General features: G+C 65.3%; 20 protein-coding genes and 2 tRNA genes. 18 read left to right on the top strand and 4 right to left on the bottom strand.

What is annotated here, in order from left to right; translation table 11 throughout:
- Positions 1 to 10 precede the first annotated feature (10 nt).
- The 4 genes from CEY08_RS06535 (at position 11) to CEY08_RS06520 (ending at position 2,235) form a co-directional block, all read left to right on the top strand.
- On the top strand, positions 11 to 862 hold the full coding sequence (locus CEY08_RS06535) for a cytochrome c1 (protein WP_042795723.1): 852 nt from the start codon (positions 11 to 13) through the stop codon (positions 860 to 862).
- A gap of 154 nt (positions 863 to 1,016) precedes the next feature.
- The gene (locus CEY08_RS06530; RefSeq protein ID WP_006388039.1) at positions 1,017 to 1,628 is read left to right on the top strand and encodes a glutathione S-transferase N-terminal domain-containing protein; all 612 of its coding nucleotides are present in this window, start codon (positions 1,017 to 1,019) and stop codon (positions 1,626 to 1,628) included.
- Between the two features lie 13 nt (positions 1,629 to 1,641).
- Positions 1,642 to 2,091: a ClpXP protease specificity-enhancing factor gene (locus CEY08_RS06525; protein WP_042795724.1), complete on the top strand. Its 450-nt coding sequence runs from the start codon at positions 1,642 to 1,644 to the stop codon at positions 2,089 to 2,091.
- A gap of 68 nt (positions 2,092 to 2,159) precedes the next feature.
- Positions 2,160 to 2,235 (top strand) — tRNA-Thr (locus CEY08_RS06520).
- A gap of 62 nt (positions 2,236 to 2,297) precedes the next feature.
- On the opposite strand, the gene CEY08_RS06515 is transcribed toward CEY08_RS06520, so the two are convergent.
- A complete protein-coding gene (locus tag CEY08_RS06515; RefSeq protein ID WP_042795725.1) occupies positions 2,298 to 3,263 on the bottom strand; it encodes a Bug family tripartite tricarboxylate transporter substrate binding protein in 966 nt (321 codons plus the stop codon).
- A gap of 31 nt (positions 3,264 to 3,294) precedes the next feature.
- Entirely contained in the window at positions 3,295 to 4,716 is a 1,422-nt protein-coding gene (locus CEY08_RS06510; RefSeq protein ID WP_063639544.1) for an amidase, read from the bottom strand.
- Between the two features lie 146 nt (positions 4,717 to 4,862).
- On the opposite strand from CEY08_RS06510, the gene CEY08_RS06505 reads away from it, so the two are divergent.
- The 5 genes from CEY08_RS06505 to CEY08_RS06485 all read left to right on the top strand — a co-directional run bounded on the left by CEY08_RS06505 (position 4,863) and on the right by CEY08_RS06485 (position 8,649).
- Positions 4,863 to 5,684 (top strand): IclR family transcriptional regulator, encoded by an 822-nt coding sequence (locus CEY08_RS06505; protein WP_076816979.1) that lies wholly within the window; start codon positions 4,863 to 4,865, stop codon positions 5,682 to 5,684.
- Positions 5,685 to 5,750: 66 nt separating this feature from the next.
- Positions 5,751 to 5,826 (top strand) — tRNA-Asn (locus CEY08_RS06500).
- A gap of 129 nt (positions 5,827 to 5,955) precedes the next feature.
- Positions 5,956 to 6,864, top strand: coding sequence for a transcriptional regulator GcvA (gene gcvA / locus CEY08_RS06495; RefSeq protein ID WP_063961242.1), 909 nt, complete (start codon positions 5,956 to 5,958; stop codon positions 6,862 to 6,864).
- Positions 6,865 to 6,961: 97 nt separating this feature from the next.
- Positions 6,962 to 7,435, top strand: coding sequence for a RidA family protein (locus tag CEY08_RS06490; protein ID WP_063639200.1), 474 nt, complete (start codon positions 6,962 to 6,964; stop codon positions 7,433 to 7,435).
- 17 nt (positions 7,436 to 7,452) lie between these two features.
- Positions 7,453 to 8,649 (top strand): aminotransferase class V-fold PLP-dependent enzyme, encoded by a 1,197-nt coding sequence (locus tag CEY08_RS06485; protein ID WP_076816977.1) that lies wholly within the window; start codon positions 7,453 to 7,455, stop codon positions 8,647 to 8,649.
- 11 nt (positions 8,650 to 8,660) lie between these two features.
- Here the strand turns inward: CEY08_RS06485 and CEY08_RS06480 are convergent, their stop codons facing one another.
- Positions 8,661 to 9,563 (bottom strand): DMT family transporter, encoded by a 903-nt coding sequence (locus tag CEY08_RS06480; RefSeq protein ID WP_042797459.1) that lies wholly within the window; start codon positions 9,561 to 9,563, stop codon positions 8,661 to 8,663.
- Between the two features lie 143 nt (positions 9,564 to 9,706).
- Between CEY08_RS06480 and CEY08_RS06475 the strand changes: the two genes are divergently transcribed.
- The 8 genes from CEY08_RS06475 to CEY08_RS06440 all read left to right on the top strand — a co-directional run bounded on the left by CEY08_RS06475 (position 9,707) and on the right by CEY08_RS06440 (position 20,552).
- Positions 9,707 to 10,597: an AraC family transcriptional regulator gene (locus CEY08_RS06475; protein ID WP_076816975.1), complete on the top strand. Its 891-nt coding sequence runs from the start codon at positions 9,707 to 9,709 to the stop codon at positions 10,595 to 10,597.
- Between the two features lie 87 nt (positions 10,598 to 10,684).
- Complete coding sequence (locus tag CEY08_RS06470) at positions 10,685 to 12,127, top strand: DUF2868 domain-containing protein (protein WP_076816973.1); 1,443 nt, start codon at positions 10,685 to 10,687, stop codon at positions 12,125 to 12,127.
- The gene (locus CEY08_RS06465) at positions 12,120 to 13,508 is read left to right on the top strand and encodes a GTPase/DUF3482 domain-containing protein (protein ID WP_063639196.1); all 1,389 of its coding nucleotides are present in this window, start codon (positions 12,120 to 12,122) and stop codon (positions 13,506 to 13,508) included. Before CEY08_RS06470 ends, CEY08_RS06465 begins: the two co-directional genes overlap by 8 nt.
- Before the next feature lie 358 nt (positions 13,509 to 13,866).
- Entirely contained in the window at positions 13,867 to 15,474 is a 1,608-nt protein-coding gene (locus CEY08_RS06460) for an ABC transporter substrate-binding protein (RefSeq protein WP_042795732.1), read from the top strand.
- Positions 15,475 to 15,593: 119 nt separating this feature from the next.
- Positions 15,594 to 16,565: an ABC transporter permease gene (locus CEY08_RS06455; protein WP_042795733.1), complete on the top strand. Its 972-nt coding sequence runs from the start codon at positions 15,594 to 15,596 to the stop codon at positions 16,563 to 16,565.
- A 91-nt stretch (positions 16,566 to 16,656) separates the two neighbouring features.
- Entirely contained in the window at positions 16,657 to 17,583 is a 927-nt protein-coding gene (locus CEY08_RS06450; protein ID WP_042795734.1) for an ABC transporter permease, read from the top strand.
- 7 nt (positions 17,584 to 17,590) lie between these two features.
- Complete coding sequence (locus CEY08_RS06445; protein ID WP_076816971.1) at positions 17,591 to 19,318, top strand: ABC transporter ATP-binding protein; 1,728 nt, start codon at positions 17,591 to 17,593, stop codon at positions 19,316 to 19,318.
- Between the two features lie 25 nt (positions 19,319 to 19,343).
- Positions 19,344 to 20,552 (top strand): metal-dependent hydrolase family protein, encoded by a 1,209-nt coding sequence (locus CEY08_RS06440; RefSeq protein WP_063639194.1) that lies wholly within the window; start codon positions 19,344 to 19,346, stop codon positions 20,550 to 20,552.
- A 94-nt stretch (positions 20,553 to 20,646) separates the two neighbouring features.
- Here the strand turns inward: CEY08_RS06440 and CEY08_RS06435 are convergent, their stop codons facing one another.
- On the bottom strand, positions 20,647 to 22,119 hold the full coding sequence (locus tag CEY08_RS06435) for a YdgA family protein (protein WP_042795738.1): 1,473 nt from the start codon (positions 22,117 to 22,119) through the stop codon (positions 20,647 to 20,649).
- 303 nt (positions 22,120 to 22,422) lie between these two features.
- Here CEY08_RS06435 and CEY08_RS06430 point away from each other — a divergent pair, with 303 nt between their 5' ends.
- Entirely contained in the window at positions 22,423 to 23,949 is a 1,527-nt protein-coding gene (locus tag CEY08_RS06430; RefSeq protein ID WP_063639193.1) for a DEAD/DEAH box helicase, read from the top strand.
- The last annotated feature ends 25 nt before the right edge of the window (positions 23,950 to 23,974 follow it).

The following is a 23,974-nucleotide window of genomic DNA, read 5'->3' as shown; positions in this document are numbered from 1 at the left end:
CGGATTAACCATGATCAAGAAGCTGATTGGTGCCGTGGCCTTGATGCTCACGTGTACCGCCACCCTCGCCGCCGGAGGCGGCTATCCCCTGGACAAGGCCCCGTACCGCGTCAACGACATGGCGTCGCTGCAGAACGGTGCCAAGCTGTTCGTCAACTACTGCCTGAACTGCCATAGCGCGTCCTCGATGCGCTACAACAAGCTCAAGGACATCGGGCTGACCGACCAGCAGATCAAGGAAAGCCTGCTGTTCACCGGCGAAAAGGTCGGCGACATGATGAACGTCGCCATGAACCCGAAGGACGCCAAGCAGTGGTTTGGCACGACGCCCCCGGACTTGTCCGTGATCGCGCGCGCCAAATCCGTGAACGCCGGCCCCTCGGGCGCCGACTACATCTATACCTACCTGCGCACCTTCTACCGCGACACGTCGCGTGCCACGGGCTGGAACAACCTGGTCTTCCCGGCCGTGGGCATGCCCCACGCGCTGTGGGAAGTGCAGGGTCCGCGCGAGCTCACGACCGTCGCCATGCATGAGGTGGAAGGCAAGGAAGGCGCCCCCAAAACCTGGGAACGCGTCACCACGGTGTACGATGCACAGGGTTTTTCCACGGTCAAGGCCGAGCCGGTAGCCAACTACCACGGCCATGCCACCTTCGATGCCAAATTTAAGGCCGCCAACCCGGCCCAAGTCGCAACATACGACAACGACGTCGCCGACCTGACGGCGTTCATGTCCTGGATGGCCGAACCCGTCCAGACATTCCGCGTCCGTCTCGGCGTCGGTGTCATGTTGTTCCTGCTGCTGTTCTTCCTGGTTACCTGGCGCCTCAATGCCTCGTACTGGAAACACGTGCGCTAACCGCAACGCCCCGCCAGGTTTTTATCCGTCCCCCATTGCAAATGGGGACGGTATCGGCGGATAGGGCTGTACGCCTATCCCGCCTGGCAATTGGGGCCAGCGCCTGCTAGATTAAGGCGCTGGCCTTTCGTTTTTCAATAAAGGACTTACCGCCATGATGGTGCTCTATTCCGGAACCACGTGTCCGTTTTCGCAACGCTGCCGCTTCGTGTTGTTCGAAAAAGGCATGGATTTCGAGATCCGCGACATCGACCTGTACAACAAGCCCGAAGACATCTCGGTGATGAACCCGTACGGTCAAGTGCCCATTCTGGTCGAACGCGACCTGGTCCTGTACGAGTCGAACATCATCAACGAGTACATCGACGAGCGCTTCCCGCATCCCCAGCTCATGCCCGCCGACCCGGTCATGCGCGCCCGCACCCGCCTGTTCCTCTACAACTTCGAGAAGGAACTGTTCGTGCACGTCTCGACGCTGGAAGACCGCAGCGCCAAGCCCGACGAGAAGAAGCTCGCCAACGCGCGCCAGAACATCCGCGATCGCCTGGCCCAACTGGCCCCCATGCTGCTGAAGAACAAGTACATGCTGGGCGAGGAATTCTCCATGCTCGACGTGGCCGTGGCTCCGCTGCTGTGGCGCCTGGACCATTACGGCATCGAACTGCCCAAGAATGCGGCTCCGCTGCAAAAGTACGCCGAGCGCATCTTCTCGCGTCCGGCCTACATCGAAGCGCTGACGCCTTCGGAAAAAGTGATGCGTCGCTAAGGCTGGTTGCGTGATGGGTGAAACTTCGACCAAACCGTACCTGATCCGCGCGCTGCACGAATGGTGCACCGATAACGGCTACACGCCCTACATCACCGTGCAGGTCGACGAGCACACCATGGTGCCCGTCGCCCATGTGCGCGACGGCCAGATCACGTTGAACGTGGGCACGCTGGCCACCAACCGCCTGGTGCTGGGCAACGAATTCATCGAATTCCAAGCCCGCTTCAGCGGCGTGACCGAAAACGTCTACGTTCCCGTGGGTGCCGTCAGCGCCATCTACGCGCGCGAAACCGGCGCCGGCATGGGCTTCGAAGTGCAGCCCTACGAACCGCCGGAAGCGGGCGCCCAAGGCGCCACGGTCACCGCCGCGCCGGAAGGCTCCGACGCCGACGCAGCTCCTGGCGACGGTGGCGGTGACGACGACGAACCCAAGCGTCCGCGCCTGACCATCGTCAAATAAGTCATCCCACGCAGGACCTGCATTTTTTTCATTACAATGCAGACCCTGCGCGTGCCCCGGCACGCAGCGCCGGTGTAGCTCAGTTGGTAGAGCAGCTCACTTGTAATGAGAAGGTCGAGGGTTCGATTCCTTTCACCGGCACCAAGATTGAATGAAAAGGCCGACTCCCCGAGTCGGCCTTTTCTTTGCCCGCGTGGGCGCCTGGTTCAATCCGGCTTGATTCCCGCGGCCTTGATGATGGCCACGTTGCGTTCCAGTTCGGTTTCGACCTTGCGGCGAAACGCTGCGGGATCCGCGTATGTGGCGTCGAATCCCAGCTGTTCCAGCTTGGCCCGCGTATCGGGTTCGGCCATGACCGCCTCGATCTCCTTGGACAAGCGCGCGACGATAGGCGCCGGCGTGCCTTTCGGCAGGACCACGCCGAACCACGTCTCGAAGTCATAGTTCGCGAGGCCGCTTTCCGCGACCGTGGGCACGTCGGGCACCAGGGCGGAGCGGGCGCTGCCGGTCAAGGCCACCGCACGCGCCTTGCCTGCCTTGATCTGCGGCAGGCCGGCGACCAGCGTGTCGATCGACAGCGGGATCTGGTTGCCCAGCAGGTCTGCCATCGCGGGCGCGCTGCCGCGGTAGGGCACGTGCAGCAGCTTGGCACCGGTGCGCTGGGCCAACGATTCGCCCGCGATGTGCGGCGTGGAGCCATTGCCGAAGGAACCGAAGCTCAGTGGTTGAGCGCCGGATTTGCTCTTGATGTCGGCAACGGTGCTGATGCCTGTTTGCGCATTGGTGAGGATCACGAAAGGCGTACTGCCGGCGATCGCCACATACTCGTAGCTCTTGATCGGGTCGTAGTTCAGATTTGGATACAGCAGCGGATTGAGCGTAAAGGTAGGCGCCCCCGTAATCATGAACGTATAGCCATCAGGCGCGGCTCGCGCGACTGCCGCAGCGCCGATTCCGGTGTTGGCGCCGGGTTTGTTCTCGACCACGACGGTCTGCCGCAGGCGCTCGCCGAGCTTGGCGGCGAAAAGGCGGCCAATGACGTCCGTGGAGCCTCCCGGCGGGAAGGGCACGACCATCGTGATTGGCTTGCTTGGGTAGTCCTGGGCCGGCGCCAGGGCCGGCACGGCGGCCAGACCACACAAGAATGCGGCCTTGGCTAGGTGCTTGATCATGCGAAATCCCCCTTGTGTAGGTTATGAGTATTCAGTCAGCCAGCACCGGGGCCCGGCGCCAGCATTGCGTGGCCTGTTCGAACGCATGCGCCATTTGCAGCAATGCGCGCTCCTGGCGATACCGTCCGACGATCTGGATGCCCACGGGCAGCCCCTCTGCCGTGAACCCGCAGGGCACCGAAATGGCCGGGTGGCCCGTCAGCGACAAGTAGTAGCCCGAACGCATCCAATCGATGTAATTGCGCATGTGCGTGCCCTCGATGCTGCTGACCGTCTCCTGTTCGACGGGAAAAGGCAGTACCTGGCTGACGGGGCCGACAACGAATTCATGGGTCTGCATGAATGCATGCATGCGCGCGAAGAGCGCCGCGCGATCCCTTTCGGCCTGCACCACGGCGGCCGCCGGCTGTTGCAGGCCGAGTTCGATATTCCAGACCACCGTGTCCTTCAACAAATGCCGGTGCTCGCGCAGCGCGGTCTCATAACCCACCGCGAAGGTCTGTCCGCGCAATGCCTGGAACGAAGCGTCCGCGCCGGTGAAGTCCGGGCAGGCGTGCTCCAGATGCATTCCCAGCTCCGCGAAGACCGGCAAGCTCTGTTCCAGCGCGTCGACTACGCCAGGTTCCACCGGCAAGCCTCCCCAGTTCGGCGCATAGGCAACGCGCACTCCTTTGAAATCGCGCTCCAGGCTGCCCAGGAAGCTGGCGGGGTCCTGGTCGATGGCGAGCGGATCCCTGGTGTCCGGCCCAGCGGTGGCGGCGAGCAGCAGGGCTGCGTCAGCCACCGTGCGCGCCATCGGACCTGCCACGGTCAGCGTGTTGTAGGGACTTGCCGTGGGCCATTGCGGCACGCGCCCCGGCGAAGGCCGCAGGCCCACCACATTGCAGAAGGACGCCGGATTGCGCAGAGAGCCTCCCATGTCGGTGCCATCCGCCAGCGGCACCATGCGGGCGGCCAGCGCGGCGGCCGCGCCGCCGCTGCTGCCGCCAGCGGTCAAGCGCGGGTCGTAGGGGTTGCGGGTGGCACCGAACACCGTATTGAAGGTCTGCGAACCCGCGCCAAATTCGGGCAGATTGGTCTTGCCCAGGGTGATGGCGCCGGCGGCGCGCTGACGGCTGACGATCAGGCTGTCACGCTCCGGAACGAAATCCCGGTATAGCGGAGATCCATAGGTGGTGCGCATGCCCGCCGTCAGGAACGAATCCTTATGCACGACGGGCAGGCCATGCAGTAAGCCCAGGATCTCGCCGCGAGCCTGGCGCTCGTCGGCGCGGGCGGCGTTGGCCAGCGCGCCTTCGGCATCCAGCGTCACGATGGCATTGATTCGCGGGTTCCAGGTCTCGATGCGCTGCAGGTGCGCTGCCACGATTTCGCGGGCGCTCAAATGCCCGGCTGCGATTTCTGCACGCAAGGCGACGGCAGTCATGTCGCACAGGTTCGATTGAAATGTCATTTGTCCCGCATTAGTATTGCTATGCAATACAAAGTATTGAATAATCAACTTTATAGTGGGAATTCCTGTACGGGACAATTCGGGGAAACTAGCGCTGGCGGCCACTCGCGGCGGCCAAATCGCTTCCCCGCATGCGAGAAACCCTCATGAAAACGCGCCAGCCCTCCAGCACCCCCGCCGAATCGACGGCATCGCTGTCTCCGGCCGATCCAGCGGACGATCCCCTGTACGTCGCGTCGCTTGAGAAAGGCGTGCGCGTGCTGGAGGCGTTCCGGGACGCCAATGACTCGCTGGGCCTGACCGACATCGCCACGCAGACGGGACTAGGCAAGAGCGCCGCGCAGCGCTTCGTGCATACCTGGGAACGCCTGGGCTATCTGGTCAAGGACGCAGCGTCGCGCCGTTACCGCCTTGGTCCGCGTGTGGTCGAACTGGGCTACTTTTTCCTGCGCAGCGACCGCCTCGTCTCCATGGCCGCGCCGCATCTGGTCGCACTGCGCGACCGCTGCGGATTGGCGGTGCACATGAGCGTGCTGGCGGATTGCGACATGGTCTATCTGCTGCGTCTGCCCAGCCGGCAAATGACCCTGGCGGAAATGCTGCCCGGCCGCCGCATGCCTGCGTGGTGCAACAGCGCGGGACGCATCCTGCTCGCGCAGCGCGACGACGCGGCGGTACGCCAGGCGCTGCTGCGCGCACCGCCGCGCGCCTTCACCCCGCGCACCGTGGTCGAACCGGAAGCATTGATGGCGTTGATCCGCCAGGCCCGCGATGACGGCTATGCGTTGACCGAAGACCAGGTGCTGCAAAACCAGGTCGGCGCCGCCGTCCTGCTGCGCGACGCACAGTCTTTGCCCCTGGCCGCGATCAGCGTCAGCGCACCGCGCCACGACTACCCCGTCGACCGCCTGCTGCGCGACATCGTGCCCCAGCTCTTCCGCACCGCGCAGGCCATACAGGGCACTTGAATCGGCGCAGCCAACCCGTTTTGCATTCTTTCGATTTTTTGTGCATAATTCGCCCCCTCTACCTGTTCCCCGATAGCTCAGTCGGTAGAGCGACGGACTGTTAATCCGCAGGTCGCTGGTTCGAGCCCAGCTCGGGGAGCCAAAGAATGCAGTACTGAAGGGCCCGCAACTTGTTGCGGGCCTTTTGCATTTGGACGCGGCGCTTCGGCCCATTGGCGCCGCGCGCGGCGTACGATGGTGCGCACTTCATCTCACCACTACCGCTAGTCCCATGCGTTCTGTGCGATCCCTGCCTGCGTTGGTCTCCTTGCGCGCCTTTGAAGCGGCTGCGCGGCGCATGAGCTTTTCACTGGCCGCGCAAGAACTGTTCGTGACGCAAAGCGCCATCAGCCACCATATCCAGCGCCTGGAAGCCGAGCTTGGTGTTGCGCTATTCGAGCGGCGCACACGAGCCGTGGCGCTGACCGCGGCCGGGCAGTCCTACTACGAACGCGTGCATGCGGCCTTCGAACTGCTGCGCCAGGGCACCGATGAGATACGCGCTCCCGAAGCGGTGCGCCAGACGCTGCGTGTCGGGCTGCTGGCCTCGTTCGCCACGCGTTGGCTGGCGCCTCGCCTGGCGGCGTTTAGCGCCGCGCATCCGGACATCGATCTGCAATTGCAGCCAGACATTGGCCTGGCGGACGTCGCGGGCGGGGAGGTCGACGTGGCCATCCGCTACGGGCGCGGCGTATGGCCCGGCGTGCGCGCGCGGCTGATCATGACCGAGCGGCTGTCGGTGGTCTGCGCCCCCGCGCTGATCGCGGGCAGGAAACGTCCGCGCACGCCGCAGGATCTGCTGCGCTTCCCGTTGCTCGCCTCGCATGCCCGCCATCCTTTCGAATGGGACGCGTGGGCCCGGCACCATGGTGTCGACCTGGGGCGAGTACAGCCCGTGCGGCTGCACGACTACAACATCGTGGTGGAAGCCGCCCTCGCGGGGCAAGGCATGGCGATGGGCCGCCACCGCCTCATAGGCGCCCAGCTCGCCAGCGGCGCGCTGGTGGAGGCCCTGCCGGGGACCACGCTGGAAGCTCCCCGCATCGGCTGGTGGTACGTGACGCCCCGCGGCGCGCTGGGCGTTGCGGCCCAGCGCTTCCATGCATGGCTTACGCAAGCGGCCCAGGACGAAACACATTAGTTTTACTCATGCGTACTGCGTGAAAATTGATTGGTCAGGCTCCGTCACGGCCGATAGCATGGGGGTTGCCCTTTTTTTCCCAATCCAGGAGTCCCTCATGACCCGCTCGATCTCCGGCCGCGTGGCCGAACTTGGCCTGACCCTCGAAGCCGCTGCCGCGCCGGCTGCCAACTACGTGCCGTTCGTGCAGGAAGGCAACCTGCTGTATATCTCGGGCCAGATATCCCGCAAGGGCGGCAAGGCAGCGTATCTGGGACGCCTGGGCGACCAAGTCTCGGATGCCGACGGCGTGGAAGCCGCGCGCCTGTCGGCGCTGGGCCTCCTGTCGCAAATTGCCGCCGCCACCGGCGACAAGCTGGATCGCGTGGCCCGCGTCGTGCGGCTGGGGGTGTTCGTGGCCAGCACGCCGGACTTCAATCGCCAAAGCGCCATCGCCAACGGCGCCTCGGACCTGATGGTCGAGGTCTTCGGCGACGCAGGCCGCCATGCGCGCAGCGCCGTCGGCGTGGCCTCCCTGCCGCAGGGCGTGGCAGTGGAAGTCGAAGCCGTGATCGCCCTGACGCAAGCCTGATTCCCGCCGGAGCCGCCATGTCCGCCCCCTTGACCGCCAGCACCATAGAGGCGTTGCGTGCCCAGACGCCGGGTACGCAGACCACCGTCCACTTCAATCATGCAGGAGCATCGCTGCCCTCGGCGGCGACGCTGCAGGCCATCCAGGCGCACCTGCAACGCGAAGCCACGCAGGGGCCCATGGAAGCGGGCGTGGCATCCCGCGAACTGACGGAGAAAGCCCGCGCACTGGTGGCGAGACTGCTGAACGCGGACCCGGCCGAAGTCGCTCTGACGGGTGGCAACTCGCCCGGCTGGGGAGCGGCGTTCGCGGCGCTGGAACCCTGGCTCCCGGGCGACCGCATCCTGGTTGGCCGCCACGAATGGGGCGGCAACCTGGCCGTCATGCGGCTCAAGGCGCAGCGCGCTGGCGCCACGCTGGAGACCATCCCTTCAGACGATAGCGGCTGCGTCGACGCCCAGGCGCTCGAAGCCATGCTGGACGAACGGGTGCGCTTGATCGCGCTGACCTGGCTGCCGGCCAATGGCGGCCTGATCAATCCCGCCGCCGCCGTCGGCAGCGTGGCACGCCGCCACGGCATCCCGTACTTCGTGGACGCGGCACAGGCGGTCGGCCAATTGCCGGTGGACGTGGCCCAGATCGGTTGCGACGTATTGAGCGGCGCGGGCCGCAAGGCTTTGCGCGGCCCGCGCGGCACCGGCCTGCTGTACGTGCGGCGCGGCTTCCTGGACCGGCTCACACCCGCCTTCGTCGACACTCACTCCGCGCCTCTGGGCGCAGACGGCGAGCCTGTGCTGCGCCCGGATGCCGCTCGCCTGGAATCCGCGGAAGCCTCGCTGGCGCTGCGCTGCGGCCTGGCCAACGCCTTGCAGGAAGCGCTGGACATCGGCCTGCCAGCCATACGCGCGCGCATCGACGCCACGGCCGAGTCACTGCGAACGGAACTGGCCGCCATCCCGGGCATCACGGTTCTGGACCAGGGCCAGGAACGCTCGGGCCTGGTGTCCTTCAACGTAGCCGGCCAGGACGCGGTATCGGTCCAGCGCGCCATGGCCGCGCAGGGCATCACCATCGGCAGCAACGGCGTGCCCTACACCCCGCTGGATATGCAAGCGCGAGGCTTGACGCAGATCGCGCGGGCGTCGGTCAGCTACCTGACCAATGACGCGGAGATCGACCGCTTGCTGCAAGGCTTGCGCACGTTGGCCCGCTAGCCTGCGCGTGCCTATGCATCGCAGGCCGCGGTGCGCCGCGCGTAGGGCGTCCACTTGGTAAAGACCAGCAGGTTGCCCAACATCACCAGCGCCAGGCCCAGCAGGGCCGGCGCCGTCCACTGATATCCTTCGGCAAAGGTGGACACGCTCAGGGCCACGACCGGAAACAACACGGTGCAGTAGGCTGCGCGCGCCGGCCCCATGCGGCCCACCAGTGTCAGATAGGCGGTGAAGCCGATCACGGACCCGGGGATGGCCAGATAAAGCAGGGCGCCCACGTAGGAAGCCGAAGTATCGAATTCGAACGGCAGGCCGGCAGCCAAGCAGCCCACCAGCAGGATGGTCGCGCCGTAAAGCATGCTGTAGGCATTGCCGGTCAAGGGCCGGATGCCCGCGCGCTGTTGCAGGGATGACAGCATGTTGCCCGTCGAAAAGCAGAATGTGCCCAGTAAGGCGAAGCCCAGGCCCAGCAAGGTTTCATGGCTGGCCTCCTGGCCTGCCAGTTCCGGCCAGAACAACAACACCAGCCCGGAAAAGCCGAGCCCGCCGGCCACCATCACCCGTGGCGCAATGCGGGTGCCAAACCACAGGCGGGCGTTCAACGCATTCCATAGCGTCGCCGCCGAGAACACCACCGACACCAGGCCGCTGGGGATCCATTGCGTCGCCGTGTAAAAGCACAGGAAATTCAGGCAGAAGAGACACAGCCCCTGGCCCACGCACAGGCCATGGCCGCGCCGGTCCATTTTCTGGAGCTTGCGGGTCAGCGCCAGGACCACGAACAGGACCATGCCTGCCAGCGCAAACCGGTAGAAGATGGAGACCGGAATGGCCACCACGCCCAGTTGAAGCTTGATGGCGATCCAGGTGGTACCCCAGATGACGACGGTAAGAAAATACAGGAAGAGGTTCACGATGCTGTGCTGAAACAGGGACGCGGAAGGGCGGTCCGGGAAGCCAGTGTGCACCCGCCCGACTGGCCAGGATTGCCGGTTCTTGCGGTTTTCTTGCTTGCGCGCGCGCGTCGCGCGCGAGATCGCAGTAGCATTCCATCCATATGGCTACCGTCGCTTCGGCTCCGGCCGATTTCTCTGTTTTCCGCACCCTGTCGAGCTCCACCGCGACGCTGGGGCGCGCCGCCACGCTGGGCGAGGGCCTCGCCATCTCGCAATGGTCGCGCAGCGCCCGCGAGACGCTGGGCTACGACAACCCCGGCCATCACACCTTGTCGCTCTACCTGCACGGCGGCGACAAGTCGTTCCGCGTGGGTCAGGACACCCTGCATGGCGGCGCGGGCAAGTTCTGCGTGCTGCCCTCGGAGCACTACTCGCGCTGGAGCATGAACGACACCGTGCACTTCCTGCACCTGTACATCGCGCCGGAACGCCTGGCCCGCGAAGCCGTCATGCGATTGGACTGCGAGCCCCGCACGCTGGAGCTGCGCGACCGCACCTACATCCATGACGAGTCGCTGATCGACGTGTGCCGGCAACTGATGGGCACCGACTGGAACCAGCCCGCCGACCGGCTGGCGGCCAGCAGCGCGGCCGAAACCGTGCTGCACCACTTGCTCAACCAGGGCGTGGCACGCAAGCCTGGAGCACCGCTGCGAGGCGGCCTGGCGCCTGCCGTGCGCCGGCGCATCATGGACTATGTCGACGCGCATCTGGCCGAACCGCTGACTCTGGACGAATTGGCCGGCGTGGCGGCGCTCTCGACCTACCATTTCGCCCGGATGTTCCACACCTCTTTCGGCGAGCCCCCGCACGCCTGGGTGCGGGCACGGCGGCTGGCGCACGCGCGCACACTGCTGGAGGCTGGCAAGGGCGACCTCGCCGGCATCGCCCAGGCCAGCGGCTTCGGCAACGCCAGCCACTTGGCGCGGGTCTTCCGTGACGCCGTGGGCGTCACGCCTGGACAATACCGCAGCGCGCGCGCCAGGCACTGAGCCGGCGCTACGGCCCCGTTTCCCGGCCCGCCCGGTCTACAATGGTCCACCGCCCCCAGGGGCCTGACCGTACCGCTGCCCGACGCGATGCCGTCTACGACCTCTCGCGATTCCATCCCTACGGCTGACCCCGTCAACGCCGGCCCCGTGCGCGCGCACTGGCTGGCCGAGTTGATCCGCCTGCGCGAAGCCCATTGGGGACCGCTGGAAGACGCGGACGCAGTGCGCCGCGTGCGGCAGCAGGACATTGATCTGCCCTCGCGCATCCTGGCGCGCGCTGCGCTGCTGGCGCAACGCGACAACCTCATATCCCTGGTCAACACCTGGCGCCGCAGCGCCCTGGCCATCCTCGCCGCCCTGTTCCTGCTGGCCGCGCTTTCCGGCGCCGGCGCCGCGCTGGGCGCATTGGGCGACGGATCACGGCCGGTCAACGTATTGTGGGCGCTGGGCGCATTGCTGGGCCTGCATGCGGTCACGTTTGTGCTTTGGCTCGCCAGCTTCTTGCTGCGGGCCTCGTCCATCACGGGACTGGGGCGCGTCTGGCTCTGGGCCACGCGCAAGCTGGCCCGCGGCCCCGACGGCGCGCTCGTGCCGCAGGCCTTCCTGAACCTGCTGGCCCGCGCGGGCGCGTTGCGCTGGCTATTCGGCGGCATCAGTCACCTGTTGTGGCTCACCGCCTTGTGCGCCGCGCTGGCGGTCCTGCTGGCCGTGCTGTCCACCGCCAGCTACCGCTTCATCTGGGCCACCACCTTGCTGGCGCCCGACACCTTCGTGCGCCTGACACAGGCCATAGGCTGGCTGCCGGCGCAGTTGGGATTTCCGATGCCGGACGCGGCCATGATCCGCGCCAGCGACGGCGCCCAGACCCTGCCCGCCCAAGCGCAGGTGCAGTGGTCGCTCTGGCTGATCGGCGTGCTGGTCGTCTACGGCATCCTGCCCCGCCTGCTGGCTGGCGCGTTATGCGTGGCCGGCTCGCTGCGCGCCCTGCGCGGCCTTCGCATCGATCCGTCCTTGCCTGGCTTTTCCGCCTTGCGCGACCGTCTGGAACCGCCCGCCCTGTCCACCGGCATAGACCGCCCGGTCGACCCCTTGCACGAACCGCGAGTCGGCGCGCCATCGCTGGCGGGCCTCGGCGGCCAGCCCGTATTGCTGGGTCTGGAGCTCCCGCCAGACCTGGCATGGCCGCCCGCCGATATGCCGGGCGGCATCCAGCAGGCCGGCAATCTGGACACCCGCGAAGAACGCAACCGGGTGCTGGACGCGCTGGCCAGCAAGGCCGCCACGCGCATGCTCATCGCCTGCGATGCGCGCCAGACGCCGGACCGCGGCACACTGTCCCTGATCGCCGAACTGGCCGCGCATGCGGAGCAGACCCGTGTGTGGCTGGTCTCGCCGCGCGCAGGCGCCGATGCGCCGCCCACCCGCGCAGCGTTATGGCGCGAACGCCTGCTTGCGCTCGGCCTGCCTGCCGATGCCGTGTTGCAAGCGCCCGTCGCCCCGTTCGGCTGGCTGGAGTCCGGCCATGGCTGAAGAGCTCATCAAAATCGCTGTGGTCGGCCATACCAACACCGGCAAGACGTCGCTGCTGCGCACCCTGACGCGCGACACCACTTTCGGCGAAGTGGCCGACAGTCCCGGCACCACGCGCCACGTCGAAGGCGCGCGCCTGCGGCTTGAAGGGCGGGCCGTGCTGGAATGGTTCGACACGCCGGGCATGGAAGACAGCATCTCGCTGCTGGAATACCTGGAAAAACTGGACAGCCCGCAAGAGCGCCTGGACGGACCGGCGCGCATCCGACGCTTCCTCGATACGCCCGAAGCTCACGGCCGCTACGAACAGGAAGCCCGCGTGCTGGCCAAGATGCTGGACTGCGACGCCGCGCTGTATGTCATCGACGCGCGCGATCCGGTGCTGGGCAAACACCGCGACGAGCTCGCCATCCTGGCCGCCTGCGGCCGGCCTCTGCTGCCGGTGCTGAATTTCGTCAACGCTCCCGCGCATCGCGCCGACGAATGGCGCGCCGCCATGGCGCGCTTGGGCCTGCACGCCGTCGTGGAGTTCGACACCGTCGCGCCGCCGCTGGATGGCGAACAACAGCTCTACGCCAAGCTCGGCGTGCTGCTGGACCGGCACGCCCCCGCGCTGGCCCGGTTGTCCGCCAGCCTGGCCGCGCAGCGCCAAGCGCGCCGCAACGCGGCTTACGAGCTGCTCGCCGATCTGCTGATCGACGTGGCGGCCCTGCACGTATCCAGCGCCAGCGACGACACGGCGCTCGCCGCCGCATCGGGCAAGCTGCGCGATCACGTGCGCCAGCGCGAACAGACCTGCGTCAATGCCCTGCTGGCGCTATATAACTTCCGCGCGGCGGATTTCACCGACGACGCGCTGCCCCTGCAAGGCGAGCGCTGGGGCATGGACCTGTTCCATCCCCAGGCGCTGAAGGACATGGGCGTGCAGGTCGGCATGGGGGCCGCCGCCGGCGCCATGGCCGGAGCCGCCGTGGACCTGTTCAGCGCCGGCCTGAGCCTGGGCACAGGCATGCTGATCGGCGCCGCCGCCGGCGGCCTGTGGCAAGGCGTGGAAAAGCTAGGCAAGCGCGTGGCCGGCAAGCTGCGCGGCTGGCGCGAAATCAGCGTGGATGACGCGGTGCTGCGCCTCCTGGCCCTGCGCCAGCGCCAACTGATCGAGGCACTCGAGCGCCGCGGCCACGCCGCGCGCGACCCATTGAGACTAGACCATCCGGAGGACGAAGCCTGGCGCAAGGGGCCCTTGCCCGAAGCGCTGAAAGAAGCCCGCAGCCGGCCTGAATGGTCCGCCTTGGGCGAGCACTACGAAGACAGCGACCGCCGCAAGCGCGTGGTGCGCGAATTGGCGAAAACCCTTGCCGACGCGCCGCCGCCAGGCGCCTGAGCGCGCAAGCGCACGTCTTGGCGCACGCACCATTCCCCGCCGCCGGCAAGCAAGGACTAACCCCAATCCAAACCGATTGACGCTTAAACGAATGGGTCTATAAGATTCGTTCTGCATCGGCGTGGGTCCGTCCCCGTCATGATAATCACAAGGGGTTGGGTCTATCGTGAAGTCGAAGTCCTGCGCAGTGATTCCCGGCAGCGCCATCGTAGGCGGCCCGCGCGCGGCTGGCGCCGCGTCTTGTCAGACCCCGATCCGTATTTCGTCGTAAGCAGCAACGCCATGCCCCGGTTCCCCATGGGGCCGGGGCCCTGTCACTTCTGTCGCGCTATCCGCGCACCAACGGAGCATGAGGGCTATGCGTACTATTCCCCACCTGAAGCAAGCTGCGCTCGCCGCCGCCGTCGCCGCCTCGCTGGCATTCAGCGCCGGCGCGGCCGCCAAGACCTTTCATTGGTCCTACCAAGGCGATGCGACGTCCATGGATCCGATGGCCCTGAACGAAACGTTCACGCTCGGCTTCCAGGGCAACATCTACGAAACGCTGGCCGGCTACGACGGCAACCTGAAACTCACTCCATTGCTGGCGGAAAGCTGGGAAAACCCAGAACCCACCAAATGGGTGTTCAAGCTGCGCAAGGGCGTGAAATTCCACGACGGTTCGCCGTTCACGGCGGACGACGTCATCTTCTCCTGGAAGCGCAGCCTGACGCCGGGCTCCGACATGAAGGGCTATGGCGCCAAGGCCTCGGACATCAAGAAGGTCGACGATTACACCATCGAGGTCACCACGCCCACGCCCAACCCCATCCTGCCGCGCGAATGGGTGTTCCTGTACATCATGAGCAAGTCGTGGGCTGAAAAGAACAAGACCACCGAAGCCACCAACGTCAAGGGCGACAACCAGGGCAACTACGCCAACCTCAACGCCAACGGCACTGGCCCATTCATGCTGGTCTCGCGCCAGCCCGACGTGAAGACGGTGCTCAAGCGCTACGACGGCTACTGGAACAAGAACATCAAGACCAACGTGGACGAGGTCATCTTCCAGCCGATCACGCAGGAAGCCACCCGCGTCGCGGCGCTGATCTCCGGCGAAATGGACCTGGTGCAGCCCGTGCCCGTGCAGGACTGGAAACGTCTCGAAGACGCCAAGGGCGTAAAGCCGCTGACCGCGCCCGAAGCACGCGCCATCTTCATCGGCATGGACCAGGACCGCGACGAACTGCTGTTCTCGGACGTGAAGGGCAAGAACCCCTTCAAGGATCCCAAGGTGCGTGAAGCCGTGGTGCTGGCCGTGGATACCAAGGCCATCAACGAGAAGATCATGCGCGGGGCGGCCAAGCCGCTGGGCTCGCTCATCGCCACCGCCATCAACGGTTATGACGATTCCTTCGGCGCGCCGTACAAGCCGGATCCCGAACGTGCCAAGAAGCTGCTGGCCGAAGCAGGCTATCCCAAAGGCTTCACCGTGACCATGGACTGCCCGAACGACCGCTACGTCAACGACGAAAAGGTCTGCCAGGCCGTGGCCGGCATGCTCGCGCGTGTGGGCATCAAGATCAACCTGCTGGCGCAGACCAAGTCCAAGTACTTCGGCAAGATCCTGCTGCAGGCCGGCAACCAGACCAGCATGTACATGCTGGGTTGGACGCCCAGCTCCACCGACGCGCACAACACGCTGCTGAACCTCACCTCGTGCCGCAATGCCAAGACCGCGGCCGGGCAGTTCAATCTGGGCGGCTACTGCAACAAGAAGGTCGACGAGCTCACCGACAAGATCGGCGTGGAAACCGACCAGGCCAAGCGCAACGCGATGATCAAGGAAGCCTTCGGCATCGTGCGCAGCGACTTCGGCTACCTGCCGCTGCACCAGCAACCCATGTCCTGGGGCGTGAAGGACAACATCAAGGTCATCCAGCGCGCCGACGACGTGCTCGACCTGCGCGACGTCGTCCTGCCGTAAATCCCTGACGATGTGAGCCCCGGACGGCGCAAGCCATCCGGGCGCGCCCGGCCCAGCCCCGCTTCCCGCTTGCAACGGAAACGCGGCCCGGCGTCATCTGCAAACGAGGGCTCCCGATAATGCTTTCCTTTATTGCGCAACGGCTTATCCAGTCGGTGCTGGTGATGTTGACGGTGGCGCTGATCGCGTTCTCCATGTTCCGCTATGTCGGCGATCCGGTAGCCAGCATGGTCGGCCAGGACACCACGCCTGAACAACGCGCGCAACTGCGCGGCGAACTCGGCCTGGACGACCCTTTCGTGGTCCAGTTTGCGCGCTTCGTCGGCAACGCTGCGCAAGGTGATTTCGGCATTTCATACCGCCAGCGCCGACCAGTCAGCGAACTGCTTGAAGAGCGCATGCCCGCTACGCTGGAACTGTCGTTCGTCTCCGCCGTCATGGCGCTGGCGCTTGGCATCCCGATGGGCATCTACACCGCGCTCAAGCGCCACGGCGTGCTGTCCAAGACTTTCATGGCAATTTCACTGGCCGGCATCTCACTGCCCACGTTCCTTATCGGCATCCTGCTAATCCTGGTCTTTGGGGTGCAGCTGCGATGGCTGCCAAGCTTCGGGCGCGGCGACGTAGTCAGCCTGGGCTGGTGGACCACGGGGTTCCTGACCAAATCCGGCTGGCTGGCGCTGATCATGCCGGCCATCACATTGGCGCTTTTCCAGATGACGCTGATCATGCGCCTGGTGCGCGCAGAGATGCTGGAGGTGCTGCGCGCCGACTTCATCAAGTTTGCGCGCGCCCGCGGCCTGCCGGAACGCCTGATCAATTTCCGCCATGCCCTGAAGAACACGATGGTCCCCGTGATTACGATCACGGGGCTGCAGCTGGGCTCCATCATCGCTTTCGCCATCATCACCGAGACGGTGTTCCAGTGGCCCGGCATGGGGCTGTTGTTCATCCAGGCCATCAGCATGGTGGACATCCCCGTCATGGCCGCCTACCTGGTGCTGATCGCCTTCATGTTCGTGCTCATCAACCTGGTCGTCGACCTGCTGTACTTCGCCGTGGACCCGCGTCTGCGCGTGCAGAGCAAATGATGAATAACCCCCACGCCGCGCCTGCGGCTTGCTGCCCCCCGAGGGGGCGCTTTTTACCTTGGGACGGCCCGGCGGTAAAAAAGGAAATCATATGATTGCTCGCATCGCTCCATTCTTCACCCGCGCGGCGGACAGTGACCTCTGGCACAGCTTCAAGCGTTCGCCGGGCGCGATCATCGCCGCGATCGTCACGCTGGCCATCTTGCTGGGTGCGCTGTTTGCGCCTGTCGTCGCGCCGCACAACCCCTTCGACCTGGCGTCCTTGAGCATCATGGACGCCAACACGCCGCCGTCGTGGGAAGAGGGCGGCAGTCCCGACTTCCTGTTGGGCACCGACGACCAGGGCCGCGACATCCTGTCGGCCGTGCTGTACGGTTCGCGCGTGTCGTTGCTGGTGGGCTTTGCCTCAGTGCTGTTCTCTATGGTGCTGGGCGTGACGCTGGGCCTTATCAGCGGCTACGCCGGCGGCCGCGTGGACAGCTTCATCATGCGCATCGCCGACGTGCAGCTGTCGTTCCCTGCCATCCTGGTAGCGCTGCTGATCGACGGCGTGGCGCGGGGCCTCTTGCCGCGCGACATGCACGACCAGTTGGCGCTATACGTGCTGATCTTCGCCATCGGCATCTCCGGCTGGGTGCAATACGCCCGCACCGTGCGCGGTTCCACGCTGGTGGAACGCAACAAGGAATACGTGCAGGCAGCCCGCCTCATCGGCATTGGTCCCTTCACCATCCTGCGCCGGCATATCCTGCCCAACGTCATGGGGCCGGTGCTGGTCATCGCCACCATCCACCTGGCCATCGCCATCATCACAGAAGCCACGCTTTCGTTCCTGGGCGTGGGCGTGCCACCCACGGCGCCGTCGTTGGGCACATTGATCCGCATCGGCAACAGCTACCTCTTCTCCGGCATGTGGTGGATCTCCATATTCCCCGGCATCGCGCTGGTGGCGCTGGTGCTGTCGGTCAACCTGCTGGGCGACTGGCTGCGCGACGCGCTCAACCCCAAGCTGCGCTGAGGACGCCATGGCCCTGTTGAACATTGAAGACATCCGCATCGAATTTCCCAGTCGCCGCGGCACGCTGGTGGCCGTGGACGGCGTCTCGCTCTCGCTGGAAAAGGGCGAGATCCTCGGGGTGGTGGGCGAATCGGGCGCCGGCAAGTCCACCATAGGCAATGCCGTGATCGGCCTGCTGGAAGCGCCGGGCCGCCTGGCCGGCGGCGCCGTGCTGCTGAACGGCGAACGCATCGACACGCTCAATCCCGCGCAAAAACGCAAAGTTCGCGGCCGCCGCATCGGCATGATCTTTCAGGATCCGCTGACCTCGCTTGACCCGCTGCAGACGGTGGAAAGCCAGCTGGTCGAAACCATGCAGGTACACCTGAACCTGTCGCAGGCCGAAGCGCAAAAGCGCGCCGTGCAGTTGCTGGCGCAAGTCGGCATCGACAAGCCGGAGCTGCGCGTCAAACAGTACCCGCATCAATTCTCCGGCGGCATGCGGCAGCGCGTGGTGATCGCGCTGGCACTGTGCTGCGAACCCGAAGTCATCATTGCCGACGAGCCCACCACCGCGCTCGACGTGTCCATCCAGGCTCAGATCCTGGAACTGCTCAAGAAGCTTTGCCGTGAAGAGCAGGTCGGCATGATCATCATCACGCACGACATGGGCGTGATCGCGGACGTGACTGACCGCGTGGCGGTGCTGTATCACGGCAAACTGGTCGAACAGGGTCCTACCGCCAAGATCCTGGGCGATCCCGACCATCCGTACACCCGCAGCTTGATCTCGGCCGTGCCGCGTCCCGATATCAAGCTCAAGCGCTTCCCGCTGGTCACTTACATCGAGGACGTGAAGAAGCCCGCGCAACCGCTGGACCTGGCCACGCACTGGCTCGGGCAGCGCCGCGACTTCGGCGCGCGCACTGACGGCCCGCTGGTGCAGGTGTGCGACTTGAGCATGCGCTTCGTCTTGAAGAGCGCGCTGCTCAAGCGCAACCAGCGCACGCTGGACGCGGTCAAGCGCGTCAACTTCTCGATTGGCGAGGGCGAGGTATTCGGCTTGGTGGGCGAGTCCGGTTCCGGCAAGTCCACCGTCGCGCGGCTGATCTCCGGCCTGTACACGCCCAGTGAAGGCTCGGTCAATTTTGGTGGCACCGACCTGACCGCGCTCAAGGGCGAAAAGCAGCTGAACCCGTTCCGGCGGCAGATCCAGATGATCTTCCAGGATCCGTTTTCCTCGCTCAATCCGCGCATGCGCGTGCTGGACATCGTGGCCGAACCGATCCGCTTCCACAAGCTCGCCGCAAATGAAGCGGAAGCACGCCGCATCGTGGCCGACTTGTTGGACGTGGTAGGCCTGGGCGACCGCGCCGCCGAACGCTTCCCGCACGAATTTTCAGGCGGACAGCGTCAACGCATCTGCATCGCCCGCGCCCTGGCCACGCGCCCCCGCTTCCTGATCTGCGACGAACCGACCTCGGCGCTGGACGTCTCGATCCAGGCGCAGATCCTGAATCTGCTGAAAGACCTGCAAGAGGAACTCGGCCTGACCATGCTGTTCATCAGCCACGATCTGCCGGTGATCCGCCAGATGTGCGACCGCGTGGGCGTAATGCGCTATGGCGAGCTCCTGGAAGTGGCAGATACCGAAGACCTCTTCGAACGCCCGCAGCATCCCTACAGCCAACACCTGCTTGGCCTCATGCCCCGCCTGCAATCCATGTCCCGCGAGGGCCTGGACGTGGCGGAGTAGCGCCAGGCGCAATCCGGAGCGAGACATGACGGCAACACGACAGACCCTGTTCATAGGCGGCCAGGTTTTCGACGGCAAGGGCAAGCTGCTGCCCAACCACGGCGTGCTGGTCGAAGACCGGCACATCGCGCGCGTGGCGCCGGCCGGTGAGTTCTCCGGGTATGCGGGCATCACCGTACGCACCGACGGCATGACCCTGATGCCCAGCCTGGCCGACTGCCACGTCCACCTGGTCTACACGGGCGGGGCCGATCCGAACGCCCAACTGAGCAAGCAGGGTCCGGCCCAGATCACGCTGACCGCGCTGGAAAACGCCCAGGCCAGCCTGCGCGGCGGCGTCACCGCGCTGCGCGATTGCGGCGGCAAGGACTACCTGGAGTTCGGTGTGCGCGACGCCATCGCGCGCGGTGTGTTTCCAGGGCCCACGATCAAGGCCTCGGGCCGCATCATCTGCATGACGGGCGGCCACGGCAACCGCATCGGCCGTGTCGCCGATGGCTGTGAAGACGTGATCAAGGCCGTTCGCGAGCAGGTGCACGCCGGTTGCGACCTGGTGAAGATCATGGCCACGGGCGGCGTCATGACGCCGGGCGTCAGCCCCATGGACGCGCATTACAGCTTCGATGAAATGAAGGCTGGCGTGCATGAAGCCAAGCGTTTCCGCAAAAGCACCGCCAGCCATGCGCAAGGCACGCTGGGCATTCTGAATGCGGTGCGCGCCGGCATCGACTCGATCGAACACGGCATCTTCATGGACGATGAGTGCCTGCGCGAGATGCTGGACGCCCAGACCTATCTGGTGCCCACCATCGCAGCCGTGCGCAACATCATCGCCAATGCCGACAACGGTATCCCCGCCTATGCCGTCGAAAAGGCGCGCGCGGTGGAACAGCGCCACCGCGAATCGTTTCAGATGTACTACAAGGCAGGCGGACGCATCGCACTGGGCACCGACGCCGGCACCCCGTTCAACCTGCATGGCGAGAACGCCATGGAACTTGCCTACATGGTGGAGTTCGGCATGACGCCCGTGGATGCCCTGATTGCCGGTACGTCGCGCGGCCACGACTTGATGGGCATGGACCTGCACGGCGCCATCGCCGATGGCAATGTGGCCGACCTGCTGCTGGTGCAGGGCGATCCCACCGAAGACATCACGAAAGCGGCCGACAAGCGCTTCCACGTCGCAGTGCTGCGTAACGGGGAAGTCGCGGCCGGCGCCTTGCCGCTCTGAGCCGACCCCGGCCCGGAACCGCAAATGAAAAAGCCGCCGCGCCCTGGGCGCGGCGGCCTTCGATACCGCCTCTGCTGCGGACGGTTCGCCCGGTTTAGCGAGCGCCGCCCATCGCGCCGCTCATCACCATCATCAGGAACTGTTCAACAGGCATCTTCTTGCCATTGAAGTCGACCTGGCCGTCGGCGTAGTTCAGGTAGGTCACGATGTTGTTGTTCTCGACCTTGGCCATGCCCATGGCGGTAGCCATGGTGCCCACCATTTCAGCCTGGCCCTTGGCGGTTTGCTGAGCCTGCTCGGCCGGCACGCCACGCACCTGCGGCTCGATGGCCATCAGGTCGCTCAGGTTGCCCTTGGACAGCACCAGCTTGGCGTTGAGCTTGCGGATCGTCTGCATCAACGTATCGGCGAATTCGCCGTCCAGCGAGGCCGGCTTGGCCATGTCCAGGTCCAGGTTGAAGGTCGACGTGCCATTGGCCGTGCGCACTTCCAGCGGCGACACCGCCAGCGTCGGATTGCCAGCCAACAGCAGTTCGACGTTGGTCTTGATGACCTGCTTTTCCTCATCCGTGAACTGGGGAGCCTGTTCCTCGTCCTTGCTCTGCATCATGCGGCGCGACGCGGCTTCATAGACATCGTTCAACGCCTTGAAGGCCTTCGAATCCAGCTTCTGGGCGTCCAGGACCAGCTTCAGGCCGGCCATGTCCTTGTCCTGCACGTTGATCATGCCGAAATCCATGGCCATCTTTACGCCCATCAGCGAGTTGGCTTCCGTCATGTCGACGGTGATGGCGGTGTCCTTGAGCTGGACCGGCGGCTTTTCCTTGGAGGTGATCGTCCAGTTCTTGAGGCCGACCTTCTGGCTGCCCACGTACATATCGTTCGAGGCCGGCGTCATGTCGCTGGTCAAGGTCAGGCCCGACATGGCCATGCTGACGATGTCGCTGTCTTCGGATTCGCCCGCCAGCACCAGGCTGTCGGCGTTCAGCGCAACCGTGCCGTGCTTGCTGCCGGTGGCGTAGGTCACATCGCCCTTCATGCCCGAGAACTTCAGGCTATTGGCGTCCTTGGCGAATTCCACCGGAGCCATGTCGAAATTGCCGGTGATGTTCTTGGCGTAGCTGACGCTATAGGCGCCGGACAGGGGCGCCGCGCCCTTGGCGGCGGCAAACCATTCCTTGACCAGGGGCGTCTCTTCCAGCTGGAAGCGGCTGGCCACCATGGCAGGAGCCAGGGAGCCCGACTTCAGGTTGGACAGCGGGAAAGGACCATGGTCCAGGTGCTCGACGAATACGAGTTCGTGATCCTGGGCCGGCTTGCCGTCGGCAGCCGGCTCGGTGAACTTGACGCGGTAGCGCTCGGTGGACGTAAACACGCCGCGGTCGAACGACACCAGCTCAACCACGGGGGTCACACCCCATTTTTCGCCGAACTTCTTCAGTTCAACATTGGCTTGCTCGATCGATTGCTTGACGAAAGCCTCGGCCTTCTGGCCCGTGTACCAGGCCGTGCCGGTCCAGACCGCGCCCAGCGCGACGACAAGGCCCAAAATTGCCGATTTTTTCATTGCAATCCTTTATTCTTCAAATGGATGAAAGCGGACGGATTATAGGTATTACAGCCTAGGGAAAACACTTATTTCGTGCAAAGGCGCTGCAATATGTTGCTTATTGATACAGGGCCATCCCTCCCGGGCGGTACCGCCACGCCACATCAGCTACAATCGCCTCGTGTGCTTTGCCAATCTGCACACGTCCGCTAGGCCCTTCGCTGCCAAGCTTCGCCCATCAGGGCGCTTCCCTTTTCTCCTTATTCGTCCGCCTGGATTGGAGTCTCTCAACTTGAGCGACGGGCTGCCGCTGGAGTTGTTTTGACTACCTCTTCCCCTTTTGCCGACCTCGGGCTGGCTGATTCCCTGTTGCGCGCCATTGCCGAGACCGGCTACACCGCACCCACTCCCATTCAGGCCCAGGCCATTCCCCAGGTCCTCAAGGGTGGCGATTTGCTCGCCGCCGCGCAGACCGGCACCGGCAAGACCGCCGGCTTCACGCTGCCCATCCTGCATCTGCTGATGCAGAAAAAACCCGAGCAGCGCAAGCCTGGCCGGCCGCGCTGCCTGATCCTGACCCCGACGCGTGAATTGACCGCGCAGGTCGAGGAATCGGTGCAAACCTACGGCAAGTACACCCCGCTGTCGTCCATGGTGATGTTCGGCGGCGTCAATATCAATCCCCAGATCTCCGCGCTGAGAAAGCCGCTCGACATCCTGGTCGCCACGCCCGGCCGCCTCTTGGATCATTGCGGCCAGAAGACGGTGGACCTGTCCGGCGTCGAGATCCTGGTGCTGGACGAAGCCGACCGCATGCTGGACATGGGCTTCATCCGCGACATCCGCAAGATCCTCGCTCTCTTGCCCAAGCAGCGCCAGAATCTGCTGTTCTCGGCAACGTTCTCCGACGAAATCCGCACCCTCGCGCGCGGCGTGCTGAACAACCCCGGCGAAGTGTCGGTCACCCCGCGCAACACCGCGACCGAGCTGGTCACCCAGACGGTGCACCTGGTGGAACAGCACCACAAGCGCGACCTCATCAGCCACATCATCCGCGAAAGCGGCTGGCACCAGGTGCTGGTATTCACCCGCACCAAGCACGGCGCCAACCGCCTGGCCGAAAAGCTGGTCAAGGATGGCCTGACCGCCGCCGCGATCCACGGCAACAAAAGCCAATCGGCCCGCACCCGCGCGCTGGCCGGCTTCAAGGACAACACCGTGACGGTGCTGGTGGCGACCGACATCGCCGCGCGTGGCCTGGACATCGACCAGTTGCCACAGGTGGTGAACTTCGAACTGCCCAACGTCCCTGAAGACTATGTGCACCGTATCGGCCGCACCGGCCGTGCTGGGTCCACCGGCGCCGCGATCTCGCTGGTCGACAATAGCGAAATCAAGCTGCTCAAGGACATCGAGCGCCTGATCAAGAAGCCTATCGAACGCAAGGCCGTGGAAGGCTGGACGCCGCCGGCCACGACCGCCGCGGCCTACGACCGCCAGGAACGCGACGAAGACAACCGCAGCCCGCGCGGCGGCGGCGGCCGCAATGGCGGTCGCGGCGGCAATGGCAACGGCGGCCGCTCGCGTCCGGCGCAAAGCCAGGGCCAGGGCCAGCCACGCGCAGCTTCAGGCAACCGCGCCCCGGCGCCGGCCCGTGCCGGCGGCGAAGGCCGCGCCAGCCACGGCCCCCGCGACGGCAAGCCCGCCGACCGTCCGGCCCACGCTGGCCGCAACGAAGGCCGTCCGCAGCAGAACCACCGCCGTCCGGAAGGGTCCGCCCGCCCGGCAGGCAATGGCGGTTCCGGACGTCCTGCCGGCACCCCGCGTGCCGCGCTGCTGAGCAAGTAATATCCCGCTACCGCTACCCACGGAT

It is taken from the genome of Achromobacter insolitus (assembly GCF_002209555.1).
GTDB classification, from domain to species: Bacteria; Pseudomonadota; Gammaproteobacteria; order Burkholderiales; family Burkholderiaceae_B; genus Achromobacter; species Achromobacter insolitus.
Note: the sequence above shows the minus strand (reverse complement) of the source record. Positions and strands in the feature narration are given on the sequence as shown.

Bases quoted from the DNA above. Each gene is read 5' to 3' on its own strand.
- CEY08_RS06465 (WP_063639196.1), top strand. From the start codon at position 12,120: ATGGCTGAAGAGCTCATCAAAATCGCTGTGGTCGGCCATACCAACACC.
- CEY08_RS06485 (WP_076816977.1), top strand. From the start codon at position 7,453: ATGTCCGCCCCCTTGACCGCCAGCACCATAGAGGCGTTGCGTGCCCAG.
- CEY08_RS06510 (WP_063639544.1), bottom strand. From the start codon at position 4,716: ATGACATTTCAATCGAACCTGTGCGACATGACTGCCGTCGCCTTGCGT.
- CEY08_RS06460 (WP_042795732.1), top strand. From the start codon at position 13,867: ATGCGTACTATTCCCCACCTGAAGCAAGCTGCGCTCGCCGCCGCCGTC.
- CEY08_RS06470 (WP_076816973.1), top strand. From the start codon at position 10,685: ATGCCGTCTACGACCTCTCGCGATTCCATCCCTACGGCTGACCCCGTC.
- CEY08_RS06475 (WP_076816975.1), top strand. From the start codon at position 9,707: ATGGCTACCGTCGCTTCGGCTCCGGCCGATTTCTCTGTTTTCCGCACC.
- CEY08_RS06450 (WP_042795734.1), top strand. From the start codon at position 16,657: ATGATTGCTCGCATCGCTCCATTCTTCACCCGCGCGGCGGACAGTGAC.
- CEY08_RS06505 (WP_076816979.1), top strand. From the start codon at position 4,863: ATGAAAACGCGCCAGCCCTCCAGCACCCCCGCCGAATCGACGGCATCG.
- CEY08_RS06525 (WP_042795724.1), top strand. From the start codon at position 1,642: ATGGGTGAAACTTCGACCAAACCGTACCTGATCCGCGCGCTGCACGAA.
- CEY08_RS06435 (WP_042795738.1), bottom strand. From the start codon at position 22,119: ATGAAAAAATCGGCAATTTTGGGCCTTGTCGTCGCGCTGGGCGCGGTC.
- gcvA (WP_063961242.1), top strand. From the start codon at position 5,956: ATGCGTTCTGTGCGATCCCTGCCTGCGTTGGTCTCCTTGCGCGCCTTT.
- CEY08_RS06455 (WP_042795733.1), top strand. From the start codon at position 15,594: ATGCTTTCCTTTATTGCGCAACGGCTTATCCAGTCGGTGCTGGTGATG.
- CEY08_RS06515 (WP_042795725.1), bottom strand. From the start codon at position 3,263: ATGATCAAGCACCTAGCCAAGGCCGCATTCTTGTGTGGTCTGGCCGCC.
- CEY08_RS06490 (WP_063639200.1), top strand. From the start codon at position 6,962: ATGACCCGCTCGATCTCCGGCCGCGTGGCCGAACTTGGCCTGACCCTC.
- CEY08_RS06530 (WP_006388039.1), top strand. From the start codon at position 1,017: ATGATGGTGCTCTATTCCGGAACCACGTGTCCGTTTTCGCAACGCTGC.
- CEY08_RS06445 (WP_076816971.1), top strand. From the start codon at position 17,591: ATGGCCCTGTTGAACATTGAAGACATCCGCATCGAATTTCCCAGTCGC.
- CEY08_RS06535 (WP_042795723.1), top strand. From the start codon at position 11: ATGATCAAGAAGCTGATTGGTGCCGTGGCCTTGATGCTCACGTGTACC.
- CEY08_RS06440 (WP_063639194.1), top strand. From the start codon at position 19,344: ATGACGGCAACACGACAGACCCTGTTCATAGGCGGCCAGGTTTTCGAC.